Origin of the sequence: uncultured Tenacibaculum sp., from assembly GCF_947495995.1 — a bacterium.
GTDB lineage: Bacteria > Bacteroidota > Bacteroidia > Flavobacteriales > Flavobacteriaceae > Polaribacter.
Map to the genome: position 1 here is coordinate 219,184 of NZ_CANMAX010000002.1, position 13,806 is coordinate 232,989.

The 13,806-nt window shown below is 30.6% G+C and carries 8 protein-coding genes; all 8 read right to left on the reverse strand.

From position 1 onward, the window contains the following. Positions 1-5 precede the first annotated feature (5 nt). Complete coding sequence (locus tag Q1A15_RS06090; RefSeq protein ID WP_299620402.1) at positions 6-3,191, reverse strand: LodA/GoxA family CTQ-dependent oxidase; 3,186 nt, start codon at positions 3,189-3,191, stop codon at positions 6-8. 382 nt (positions 3,192-3,573) lie between these two features. Next, positions 3,574-4,920, reverse strand: a complete 1,347-nt coding sequence (locus Q1A15_RS06095) for a vanadium-dependent haloperoxidase (RefSeq protein ID WP_299620406.1) — start codon at positions 4,918-4,920, stop codon at positions 3,574-3,576. A gap of 526 nt (positions 4,921-5,446) precedes the next feature. Then, positions 5,447-7,885 (reverse strand): TonB-dependent receptor plug domain-containing protein, encoded by a 2,439-nt coding sequence (locus Q1A15_RS06100; RefSeq protein WP_299620409.1) that lies wholly within the window; start codon positions 7,883-7,885, stop codon positions 5,447-5,449. Further along, the gene (locus tag Q1A15_RS06105; protein WP_299620412.1) at positions 7,886-8,815 is read right to left on the reverse strand and encodes a FecR family protein; all 930 of its coding nucleotides are present in this window, start codon (positions 8,813-8,815) and stop codon (positions 7,886-7,888) included. Positions 8,816-8,871: 56 nt separating this feature from the next. Continuing rightward, entirely contained in the window at positions 8,872-9,393 is a 522-nt protein-coding gene (locus Q1A15_RS06110; RefSeq protein ID WP_299620415.1) for an RNA polymerase sigma factor, read from the reverse strand. Between the two features lie 260 nt (positions 9,394-9,653). Further along, positions 9,654-10,793 carry a cytochrome c peroxidase gene (locus Q1A15_RS06115; protein ID WP_299620418.1) on the reverse strand — a complete coding sequence of 380 codons (1,140 nt, stop codon included), beginning with the start codon at positions 10,791-10,793 and terminating at the stop codon, positions 9,654-9,656. 287 nt (positions 10,794-11,080) lie between these two features. Next, positions 11,081-12,097 (reverse strand): DUF4476 domain-containing protein, encoded by a 1,017-nt coding sequence (locus Q1A15_RS06120; RefSeq protein ID WP_299620421.1) that lies wholly within the window; start codon positions 12,095-12,097, stop codon positions 11,081-11,083. 175 nt (positions 12,098-12,272) lie between these two features. After that, positions 12,273-13,670: a class II fumarate hydratase gene (gene fumC / locus Q1A15_RS06125; protein WP_299620424.1), complete on the reverse strand. Its 1,398-nt coding sequence runs from the start codon at positions 13,668-13,670 to the stop codon at positions 12,273-12,275. Between the last annotated feature and the right edge of the window lie 136 nt (positions 13,671-13,806).

Genomic DNA, 13,806 nt, shown 5'->3' on the forward strand with positions numbered 1-13,806 from the left:
TCTCTTTATTTCGGAATAAACCTTGAGAATCGTGTCATTTTCTCTGGAATACCAACTTCAATCTTTTTCTCTGGTGCCGATTGATGAGATTTTGTTTTACTGATATTATGTAGCTTAGAAGCTATTAAACTCACTGTATTAATAACATTTGCTGTTGGTGCAAAATCTTTTGTGATTTCATCTTCAACTAAAGTTAATAATTCATTTTGAGCACTTTCTAATAATAACTCTTCATTTAATAAATTCTTATCTGATAATTTATCTACGGCAATAGTTAAAATCTCTTTAGTCTCATCATTTAAAGTACCTACGTCTAAAATTCCAGCTAAATCTTCTAATGTTGCTTTTAATAAAGCAGCTTCTTGCGCTGGAGTAGGAGTGATACCAACTTGCATTTCTTTAGGGAAATTAGGATCATTTAATACTCCAGGACGTTTTTGAACTACAGCTAATTTATCAAAATACTTAACCATACTGTTAATTTGATTCGTGTAGTTTGGTGAAGCACCATCTAAAGGAAGATCACTCAACCAATCTGCTCTATCAGCAAAAGCTTCCATTCTTGTTTCTTCTGCTAAATTCGAATCTACAGTTTGATCGTAGCGTTTTTCATTTAAAATATTATTAGGAACTCTCGCTGGCCAGAAAGTTGGTAAATATGGATCGTATGTAGTTGTATAACCATCTCTACAACTTGCCGTATCAGTTTGCCAAGGAATAGCCATCCAACGTGTAATTCCACCAGCTACTTGTCCACCTAAAATAGGTCCTTTTGCTAAAGTTAACGTATCGCTATTCATTGTTGGTCCGTAATAAATATTATTTACAAGAGGAGTTGCTTTTGCATGTTTAACTCTAAAAGCACTCATATACATTCCAGAAGAACGCATTGGCCAAGTCATTTCACAACCAGGATGAAAAGCATCAGCTAAACAGAAATCCATTGCAGCTTTTGTTAGCATATCTGGTTGTTCGTCTACTGGTAAATCATCAATTTTCTTTGGTTCAGCATGAAACGGACAACCTTCTGTATCCATATAATCAGCATCAAAATCTCCAGTAACCCATTGATCTAGAAATTCTAATTGTAATTCTGATAAAGTTGCATGTTGACGAACTGATCCTGTAGAAGGAATACTAATAGCATCTCCATATAACCAAGGCCATAATTGTGGAGCTTCAGCACCTTTTACATCAATTCTTCTGAAGTTATTAGAGATTGTTCTTCTCATTTCAAGAAAAGCAGGTGAAGGATTTCCTAATTTTTTAATCCATTCTTTTGAAGTATAATTGAACTGACCTCCCCAACCAAAAGCTCCAGCAAATCCAGCATTTACCCATTGTAAATCTGTCATACGTTGAAAAATTGGTAAAATATCTTTTGTGAACGACGGGCGTTGAGGTCTATTTAACATTCCAGATTTTACAGCAACACTTCGCATTAAATCCCACATTGTTCTTACAGATTTTTGCATTGGTGCGTAATCTGGCGGAGCACATACAACCCAAGCAGGATCTACTTTTAATTTAGTTCCGTTGTATTCAACTTCAGCAGTTACTGGTCCGTCTGAAGTATCATCATACCAACCTTCATTATTGGCGAAAGTAATAGCAATATCTCCATCTATATTTTCTGATTTTCCATGTCCGCCTAACATAATTAGTCTTCCCTTTTCATCAGTACGCATTTCGCCTAAATACACTTTTTTATCTAAAAACTCACCTTCAAAAGTTGGTCCGTCTTCAATACCTACACCAGAAATAGATTGAGCACTACCATCGATTAATAATGATTCGCGATTTGGAACATTAATATTTCTTAAAAATGAAGGTGGAGCGTCTGCAGCTTCAGGAATATCTAGAGCTAATTGAAATTGATACCAAGAAGCTTTTTGATTTGCTAAATGACAATGCCAAGTAATGTTTGCATTTTCAGCAGTTAATTCTTTTACAGCTTTTCCTGCTGCATTAAATCCGTATATTCTAAACTGTGCAGCTTGTCTTTTTAAAGCTCCGATTTCGTCTCTGTAAGCATAAGGATCTTCTTGAGCAATTGGTTCGTCAACAAGTGGACCTAAGAAATATTCATTCTGACTGTTACCAACACGCATAATTCCTATTGGAGGATAAATTCCTGCAGTAACAATACAATCATCATTTTCATCGATATTTCCTTCGAAATGCGGACTTCTCTTTTTGGGTTCTTCTAATAATTCTCCGTTAGCTTGGTGTCTGGTCTCTGCGCTGGCAGCGTACACAACTTTTCTAACTTGAGCAATTGAACCTAATGGTTCGTGTTCTGGTAGTGTTCTCCAAATATTAAAAGCTAAATTACTTCCAAATTCAGCTTGACCGATTGCAGCTACGTTTTGTTGAGGTAAATGTAATTTTGCGATACAGATATACGGACTCTCTTCTGTACTCCATACAACTTGAGCATCGTCAATAGGCATTGTTTCAGGATTTGTACGTAATTGAATTTCAAATCTGAAAGTAGCATCACCTTGTAATAAACGTTTTTCAAGATCAATCTTTAAATAATCATTTTCATTAAAAGGAGCTCCTTCATAAGTGTTTTCTGGAACTAAACGATATTTTACGATTTGATTTTCTCCTAATTTGAAAGGTAAAATAGCCCAATAACTAGCACTTAGTACACTAGCTTCCTCTTTAGTCATAGCTTTTAAGATAGCTGCTAATTCAGGATGTTTAGCTATGTAAGAATCGTAATCTCTATCGATAACACCAGCAGTAGTAAAACTACACATTTGTTGTGCATCTCTAGCAAAAAAACGATCGATATTTTGCATGATGAAATCGGCATTTGTACCGCCATCTAAAATATTTTCTCCATCTACACCAAAAAGTTTAAGTCCAATTCCAAGAGTAGAATGTAAATCAGGAGAAGTAGGTTCTGTGTCACTAGAAAAACGAACAGCACATTCATAAGAATCTCCAGCAAATAAACCTAGTTTAAAACGATCTTCAATATCTTTATTAATAACAAAGTTACCGTAAGCTATTCCGTGTTGTTTTCTGAATACAGCTCTTTCAGCAGGTTTTTGTCCTCTTTCAATTCTTGTTTTTTGTCCCATTTCTACAAACATCTCTTCAAGACGTTTTGTCACAATTTCGATGTCTCCGTCACAGTTCCAACATGACGATGATTTTTCGTTTTGAGGTTTTTCCATTATTTCGTTGGTTTTAATTTATTATGAGATTAGTTAGTTTTAAAAGTAAAATTTAAAAGACGAACTAACTCAGGAATAACCCTTGAACGTATTCTTTTTAGTTATGGCTGTGTAGTTTTTAGGGTTAAAAAAATAAGAAGTTATTGTAGCGTATCGTATATCGTTTACTACAAGATGAGATTTTTTTAAAAATGAAAATCTCTCTAAAGAATCTATTAATGATCTTTTTAGAGAGACTTTTTTATCAATAATTATGAGCTTGAACATAGATGTAAATACTCCGAGACTAGCTTTATTGCGATGAAAACCAAACTACTATTAACCTATAAAATTAATAAAGCTTCATCTCAGAGAAATTTACTCTAATAGGATATCAATCACGTTACTGTAAATTAAGGTTATTTACGGCTTCCGCAATTTCATATCCCAATCGCAACCCTTCAATTGCATCTTGTTCTATATGGACCCCTAATGGTACGCGAGAGTATGCGTTTTCTCTCGCCATTTCGGTAAAAGAAGTAAAACTTCTAGCAGAACCATTAAATGATGTATTTACAAAACTGGTGTATGTATTATCAGTAAAATTTATATTATCTGTACCAAAAAAGTTTATAAAAACTCCAGCTGCAGCAGCTGCAAATGTCGCATGACCAGATGGGTAACTTGGAAAAGCTGGATTTTCTTCCTGTATAAATCTTGATAAATTTGTTGTAAAACTCTCGTCTATGTATTTTGTTATATAGTTACTAGGACGTTCGATATTGTATGTGTATTTATCGTCCCATGCTGAAACAGCAGCATCATTTATTGAAAAGCCTAATCTTAATAAAAGTTCCAGTGCCTTATCGTAACTTAAATCATATTGTTTTATTAATTGATTTGCAATTGAGAATTGTCTTCCTGGTGGACTAATCATAATTCCTTCTACATCATCTGCCCAAAATTCTGCAATCCATAAATCTTCATTGTTTTCAGCATTAGCTGTAATGGTTGTTTGATATACATTATTCATTTGTTGGTAATAATCACTTGACGTAGAGGTACTGTATTGTAAAACATCATCAAAAGCTACACTACTTGATTCTTCTGGAGTAATAGCAAAAGTTCTCACTTTTCTCCAATACGGAAACCAAGCATCTTCACTTTCTTTAGCTTCCCATAAGCCTACACCAACTGGAGCTATATAACTCTGTGGAGTTGGATTATCTATTTGCCACTCAGCATCACTATCACTTTTACTGAAATCAATAATACGTTTCGCTACATATTTTCCCCAATTTTCGGAGTTTTCTATTTCAGAAGATGAAAGTCCTGTTGTTAATGTTACTGACTTCGAGTTTTTAAAGTCAGAAATATTTTGCCTAATACCAGACTCAAGATTGATCATGAAATGATCTATAACTTCTGCATAAGCAGCGTTTAAAGCCAAGTTTAAGTTTATATTATCTTCTAAATTAGAAAAGTTGATATTTAAATTAGAATACCTTTCTGTATTCGAAGAATAGTTATTCATAAACGGAACTGCAGTTTCATAACCAGTTAAGTGAATATATGCCAAAGCTCTAGTTACACTGTTAGGTCTCATATACTCTGTGTACTGATCTATAGAAACCCACAGATTGTTCCATTCCGTAATTAAGGTAGTTGTATCGTCGGATACAGAAATGGTAGAGTCAGTATCAATAATATCTGTATCTTCATCAGTATTACAAGATTGAAATATTATCATATTTAGGAATATTAATACTATCCATTTTAAAGACATTACTTTCATAATTTTAGCGTTTTTAAAAAACTTAAATACTTTTAGTACAAGTTTATAATTCGTAAAAATGTATTCTTCTCTCGTTTTTGGCCGTAAACAATTTTGAAAAGAGTAATTGTATAATCAATAATTTAAATTTTAGGTGTTTAAAATTTTTATTAACCTAAGTTCGATTTTACTAGAAAGTCAAATTCCTATAAACATAAATCCCTCTAATTTTCACGGAATATTATTTTCTGGTAGTAGTTAATTTATCGAACTCAGGTTTTAATAAAAACTAAATTATATCCATTTGTTTATAGTACGTTTGAATTGTTTTTTACCCAACCTCTTTTTTTAAAAAAAGAACATTTTTTAATCTTTTTATATAGGGTTTTAGTTTATGATGTTGATTATAAGCGTGTTAAGTATTTGGTTTTTTGAAGTTTTTTTAATGAAAATTTAGTGGTTTTACTAGGTTTTATTTTTTAGAGTAAATAATTTAGCCTTATTAGAATACTAAATTCACTTGTAGGTTAGGAGCAAAGCCGCTTGTTTTTCGAAAAGTGTTTGCACTAGGATTTTGAAAAATATTCACAGTATTATCTTGGTCATAAACATTTAAAATAGATAAACCAATTACTGTTTTAAAACTTTTTGAAGTATTATAAAAAGTATAAGAAGAAGAAAAATCTAATTGATGTGAGCCATCAAAACGATCTGAAAGTGATAAGTTAGAAGTATTAATATTAGGATCATCAGGATATATTACAGGCATACCAGAGAAATAACGCCAAGAAAGTGCAAATTTCCATCGATTAATATTTATAAGGTTTGTTAAATTTAAAATATGACGCTGATCAAAAAATGCATCAGAAGTTATGTTGCGAAAAGTCGTTTCTGTTTTACTTAAGGAATAACTAGCCCAAGCTTCTACGTTACGCCATTTCTTTTTCACAAATATATCGGCACCTATACTTGAAATATTCCCGCGAATATCTTCTATTTTTAATGTTATATTATTTGACCTTTTTTTGAAAAATTCTAAATCAATTAGCCATTGTTTTTGATTGAGTACAGCTCCAAACATAAATTGTGTTCCTTTTAGTGGAGCTATTTCTCTATTCGGTAAAAACCAAAATTGATTGGTAATATTAAAATCATCAAAATCATTCACGAATTTCTTTTGTATAAATTGATTTGAAGTTCCAAAAGAAGATTTTATATATAATTTTTTATTTACAGCATAACTAGCAGTAAGTCTAGGATTTACAAAGAAATCCCCAGAAGGAGTATAATAATTATTATGAATTCCTAAATTGACATCTAATTTATCGTTCCAGTTTTTATGAAATGAAATATAAGTTGAATGAATAGTTGCTTTTTGATCTCGTCTTGCATCCAAATTGTTTTCTTGCTCCATTTCATTACTAGTTAATTCATGGTTAATCACATTATAACCAGCATCTATTTTTGTATTTGGATTAAAGCTGTAACTAGCTTCAGCAATAAAACGAGTATCGGCAATTATATTTTCATATTTAAGAAAACTATTACGTTGATCTCTATTAAAACCTTCACTAACATTATTAATACGCATATTCGATTTACTAAATCGTAATTCAGTATTAAATTTATCAGAAAACTGTGCTTTCCATTTACCTGTAATTCCCCAGTTATCAAGATCTAAATCTATAAAATCAGTTTGATCAGGATTTTGCATTTCTCTTACTTCAGCAAACAAATCATTTTCAATATTTATAAAACTTACAGTTGCAGAGTGTTGCTCATTGATATTATAATTCAGTGCAACATTCATATCTGAAAAACCTATATCTAGATTTGTAGAACCTACTACAGTTTCAATTCGACTACCTTGAAAAATTAAAGTTGAAATGGTTTCTAATTTAGGAGAATTAAATCCAGGGTAACTTCTTCTGTAAGCCGCTAAAAGAGAAAGTTTATCTTCAATTAATTTGGTATTAATCGTAACACCTGCAAACAAAGTATTTCCAATAATTTCATAACTGTTTTTATTCGGAATTTTATTTTTTGTTTTCATATTGATTAAACCACCAACACGGCCACCGAATTTGGCAGGTAACATATTTCGTTGTACTTCAATATTATCGATAACTGATGCATTATAAGGAGAAATTGCGCCTAAAAAATGTCCCGAATGGTAAATAGGAATATCATCAATTTGAACTAAATTTTGATCATAGGTATTACCTCTAAAATTTAAATTTCCTGATTTTCCACTTGGTGAATGGATACCAGGAATATTACTAATTACATTAAAAATATCACCATCAGTTTCTCCTGCTAACAGTCCCAATCTTTTCGTTTGAATTTGAATACTATGATCGTCAATTTTTGAGTCAATTCCTTTAGTTAAATAATTAGTAAGAACAATTTCATTTAACCGAAATTGTTTAGTGTAAAATTTCAGTGTATTATTTCGTTCTAAATCTTTGGCTTGTATATGAATGGTTTTGTGAAAGTAAGATTCTAAATGTATTGAATCTAACGGAAATATATTTTTAAGAGTAAAAACCCCATTTGAAAGTTCTAAATTTTGTTTTGGCTTGTTCTGAATTTGATAGATTAAAGAAGTTACAGATTCATTCGTTTCATCTTCAATTATTGTAAAACTGAAATTTTTTCTTAATGGAATAACTAAATAATTAGTGTCTTTTTTCTCAAATTTCACCGGAATTTTTTCCTCAATTATGGTAATACATTCTGAAATACTTGCACAGTTAAAGTCGTTCTCTAAAAGAATTGTATTAAAGAAGGTATGGTTATAAGAAAGATTTACATTGAATTTTTTTTCAATCTGATTTAGTTTATCTGAAAGTGTTATGCGATTACTCTTTTGAGCTGAAAGACTAGTAGTTAACAAACAAATAAGAAAAAGTAATTGATAAGAGAAAAATCTCAAATTCATCTATTCAAAAATTACGGTATTATCGTTACCAATAACATATTTTATTTCCATAGTTACAAATAAAGTTTGTAATGCCGTATTTAAGTTTTTATGAGTTAATGTTCCTGAAAATTCTAGATTTTCATGCTTTTTTGGTAATTGAATCTGAATAGTATAGTATTTCTTTAAATCTGTAATAACCTCTTGTAAGTTGGCTTTATTGTATTTACTATAACCATTCGTCCAATCTGGTGCGGTGTTAGTATGTGTTGTTTCTTTTAGTTTGTTTTTCTGAACTATAGCAGATTCTCCTTTGATTAAGATTAACTCATCATTTTGATACGTAACTTTTACTTTACCTTCATAGCAAATCACTTCAAAATTAGTATTAGAAGTTTTTACATTGAACTGTGTACCCAGTACATTTATGTTTCCTTTATCTGTAATTACCTCGAACGAAGATCCTTTTGTAACATCAAAAAATGCTTGTCCGGTTAAATGTATAGTTCGATTGTCTTTCCAGTTTTTTTCTGAGTAAAATATTTCTGAAAGCGCGTCCAGTTTTATTATTGATCCACTAGGCAGTTCAATAGTTTTGTTTTCTGCTATTTGGGTATTTATGGTAATGGTCTGGTAAAAAAAGGAATTCCATGAAAAATATCCTGCACTAATTAAAATTAAGATACTTGCAGCGATTTGTAACCAACGATTACTATTACTAGTTTTCTTTGATGTTGGAGCAGGAGCAATGACTAATTTTTTTCGTTTTTTAAGATCAGCTAAACCTTTTTCTGAATCAAATTTTTTGACTTTCCACGTATCAATTTCATCCAAAACAAACTTAAGTTCGTCTAATTCACCAGAGCTTTCTAGTTCCTTTTTTTGCTCATCGCTTAAGCTATTATCGAGCCATTTGGCAATTAAATTATCTTTAAGTAATTTTTTATTCACGCTTAAAAGTTTTACTATTCAGTTACTTAACGTTTTAAAGGTTCTATTACCCAACCTTATATAGAACGTTTTTGTAATTCAGTTATTTCTTTAAGTTTAATTAATGCTTTGGAAATACGTTTTTCAACGGCTGTTTGACTAATTTCTAGTTTCTCGGCTATTTCTTTATAAGTTAGTTTTTCTATTCTATTTAATAAAAAAGCTTCCCTTTGTTTTTCTGGTAATTCAGAAATTACAGTCTCTAACTTTTGTTGAAACTCTTTAGTCCTTAAATGAAAATATGGATCTTCTATATCTTGTGTAGGAATACTATTTTTTTCAAATTTTAAGGCTACTTTTTTAGATCGTATCACATCGATAAATAGGTTTTTAGAAACTGTATATAAAAAAGCAGCAGCTTTTTCATAAATAATACTACTACATTTTTGCCAAAGTTTAATAAAAGCTTCTTGAACAATATCTTCTGCTTGATTTAAATCACCAAACTTAAAATATAAATGATTTCTCAAACTTTCAGCATGAGTATTATATAACTGATCATAAACATGTTCCTCGCAAACAGAGAAATTGCCTTCCATTGTATCCTAATTAATTAAAGTAAATATAGAATAATAATTTTAACGATTACTATTTTTAAGTAGGACAAACTGATAAATAGATTTCAATATTTTAAAACCTACATAGGAGTTTAAAATAAAATTACTTCACATTTTTCTTTTAATAAAAAAGAAGAATAGGTGAAGTAATCTATTGATTTTTAACTAAGGAAATTTAATTTTTTGTATATCTCTTAACTTTACTAGGTCTAACAATCTTTTTAGATAAAAGACGCATTATTTTATTGAATAAAAGGATCCCCATATTTCTCGTCGTTTACAAAATTGTTATCAGTAAGTGTTAATAGAAAATCAACAAGAGATTGCTTTTCTTCATTAGTTAAATTTAAACGACGTACACCATTTCCTTGTCTTAACCTATTATCTAGATTAGGACTGTTTTGTACACGACTATTGTAATGTTCAATTACTTGTTCTAAACTAGCAAAACGTCCGTCATGCATATATGGCCCAGTAAGTTCAATGTTTCTTAATGATGGAACTTTAAATCTTCCACCTCCAGCACCTTCATCTGTAATAGTAGCATCTAGACCAATGTTTCTTGGAGCATCTCCAACAAATACATTCGTATTATGACACTCAAAACAACGTGTTCGATTACTAATAAAAAGAGCTTTTCCTCTGTTTTCTGATGCTGTAAAATTTGGGAAATCATTTTCGATGTTGTTTACCTGTGCTAAACCTTCATCAAATTTAGATTCATAAGAAACCATAGAGCGAATAAATTGTGATAGCGCTAAGGCAACTCTTTCACTAGTTATGGTAGGATCACCAAAAGCATTTATAAATAATGAAGTATAATGATCTTCTTGTGAAATTTTATCTTCTAATTCAGTAAGTGTTAACCCCATTTCTACTAAATCTTGCACAGGCATTAAAGTTTGTTCTTCTAAACTTTCGGCTCTTTCATCCCAGAAAAAACGACCATTTTCATAAAATCGTGCATTAGCTAATCCCATTGAATTTCTAGCAGTTAAACCACCTTCAAAACCAGTACTAAATCGACTTGGATCTGAGAATCCGTTTGATTGTTTATGACACGAAGCACATGAAATCGTATTGTTTTTAGATAGGTTAGTATCATAAAATAAAACTCTACCTAAAGTAGCACCATGATCTGTAATTGGATTGTTATTTGGTGTATTATCTTCATTTAAAACTCCATTATTTAAGAAAGAGTTAGGCAATTCAATATTGGCATAATTAAAAGGTATCCCAGGTAGATTTAAAATATTTGATTCAATAATTATAGCATCCGTTGGATTATCAGTAACAATATCAATATATTCATTTTCATCATCATTAGAACAAGACGTAAACGCAATAGAATATATTAGCAAAGGGATAAGAAATTTTTTCATACACTTAAATTAAATTGTTAGTTTTTATATGTAATTTCTTGTAATACGTTAAGTCTACAGTTTTACCCAACCTCATAAATCATTTTATTTTAAATTTTGAACTGAATAATTTATATTTTTAGGTTTAAAACTTGAAAATAAGTGTTTTGATTGTGTTTTTCTTAATTGAAAAATGATAGTGTTTTAGATAAAAAACGTTGTGGTAAATAAAAAATTAGATCTTATATAAAAAGAAAACCACAACATTTTGTTGTGGTTTATTTATAAAAAAGTAAAACTTTAGAATATTAGCGATTCAATAAAAATTGATCAAATTCTCTTTTATATCTAGAGAAACTCAATGTTTCTTTTAATCTGTAAAATTGATCTTTATCTGGACAGGATTGATAACTTAATTTTAAGATATTTAGTTTATCCTTATCAAAGCTAAATTCTTTAACAATAGCTCTAATTCTTTCAATAGAAAAACAATTACGTTCTATATGTTGTTTTGCTAGTTTTAAACGCTCTTTTGTAAATCTTTCGTCTTTGATTGATTTTAAAACGTAATCATATTCGCTTTGAGATAAAGGTCTGCAATCATCAAATCCTACATGATTGTTTAATTGTGTAATTTCTTGATCTATAAATCTATTTAATTGTTGTTTTAAATAGTTATCACGAATTAATTGTTCTGTATAGTAAAAGTTTTCAAGATCGTAAGAAAATTGAAAAGCAAATTTTAATAGATCAAAACGATCTCTATTACTTTGTAACTTCTCAGTTAATTTCATGATTTGTCTTGTACTTAAACAATTATTAGAAATAATTTCTCTTATATAACGATTTCCATAGTTTCTTCTATTTCCTATTTGACTGTAAATGTTTCTGAATTGATATTCAGGCATCGGTTGATTACAGCTATTAGTTGTTGGACCTCTGTAATACTCTGCATTAGGATAATCTATCTGAGAAACTTCATTTTGATTTGCTTGTGTATTATGATACAGTTGCATTGCAAAAGAAAAACTTCTGAATAGATCATAAACTTGAAAGAAATTTCTTTTATCAATTATTCTTGGATATGCGTTAACACAAATTCTGTATTTTCTTCTATCACTAGAGAAAAAACGACAAGCATCAATAAGTTCTGAAACATAAATATCATGACTAGAAGAGTAATTTAAAGCTTTCTCTAAAATTACTTCTGGAGTATATTTTTTTTGTTTTAATTCCTTTTTAAAAGTTGCATATTCTGTTTTCTTTTGCGCAAAAGCAGAGAAAGAAATGCATAGAGCGAGAAATAGTAGTGTTCTAAATTTCATAAGTTCTGTTTTTAAGTAATTATTAAGCTTTTTTCAAACAGCGTGCCAACTATTTAATTTTTTTGAAATAAGAACGACGTTATTGTTTAAAAGCTTAAAAAATAGAAAGATGAAAGTAAAAATAAAACCACAACAAATTGTTGTGGTTTTATTTTTATTGTGGTTGGAGTTTAAATTATTTTAAACTTCCAGTCATATCTTCTGGTTTAACCCATTCGTCATATTCTTCCGCAGTTACATAACCTAAGTTAATCGCTTCTTCTTTTAAAGTAGTTCCATTAGCATGAGCAGTATTTGCAATTTCAGCAGCTTTATAATATCCAATCTTAGTATTTAAAGCGGTAACTAACATTAAAGAGTTGTTTACTAATTCAGTAATTCTCCCGTGGTTAGGCTCAATTCCAGCTGCACAATTTACATCAAAAGATACACAAGCATCTCCGATTAATTGAGCAGATTGTAATACGTTAGCCGCCATCATTGGTTTAAACACGTTTAATTCGTAATGTCCTTGAGTTCCTCCAACAGTAACAGCAACATCATTACCCATAACTTGCGCACAAACCATAGTTATAGCTTCCGCTTGTGTAGGATTTACTTTTCCTGGCATAATAGAAGATCCTGGTTCGTTTGCAGGAATAATTAATTCACCAATTCCTGAACGAGGTCCAGAAGCCATTAAACGAATATCGTTAGCGATTTTATTTAATGAAACAGCTAATTGCTTTAATGCACCGTGAGTTTCAACTAGAGCATCGTGTGCAGCTAAAGCTTCAAATTTATTTTCAGCAGTTACAAAAGGTAAACCTGTAAAATCAGCAATATATTTTGCGACTAAAACATCGTAACCAGCAGGAGTATTTAAACCTGTTCCTACAGCAGTTCCTCCTAAAGCTAATTGACTTAAGTGTGCTAAAGAATTCTTTAATGCTTTAATACCAAAGTTTAATTGTGCCACATACCCAGAAAATTCCTGACCTAAAGTTAGGGGAGTAGCATCCATTAAATGTGTACGTCCAATTTTTACAACATTAGCAAAAGCTTCAGATTTTGCTTGTAAAGTATCACGTAATTGCTCAACTCCAGGAATTGTAACTTCTACGATCTTTTTGTAAGCTGCGATATGCATTCCTGTTGGGAATGTATCGTTTGAAGATTGAGATTTATTTACATCATCGTTTGGCTGAATTGTTTTTTCACCTTCACCAATTTTCTTACCAGCAATTTCGTGAGCTCTGTTAGCAACTACTTCATTTACATTCATGTTACTTTGCGTACCAGAACCTGTTTGCCAAACTACCAATGGGAATTGATCATCGTGTTTTCCAGCTAAAATTTCATCACAAACTTGTGCAATTAAATCACGCTTTTCTTCAGCTAAAACACCTAATTCACAGTTTGTATAAGCAGCTGCCTTTTTTAAGTAAGCAAAACCGTAAACTACTTCTAGTGGCATTGTTGCAGCCGGACCAATTTTAAAATTGTTTCTAGAACGTTCAGTTTGAGCTCCCCAATATTTATCAGCAGGCACTTTAACTTCACCCATGGTGTCCTTTTCAATTCTATATTCCATTGTTATTTATTTAGTATTTAAGAGTTTTCAAAGTTAATAAAACTCAAAGAAAAGTTAGATTAAAAACTATAATGAAATATTTTTAAAAATCGTATTTGAATAATAAAAATAAGTGTTATTTTTGCAATCAGATAAT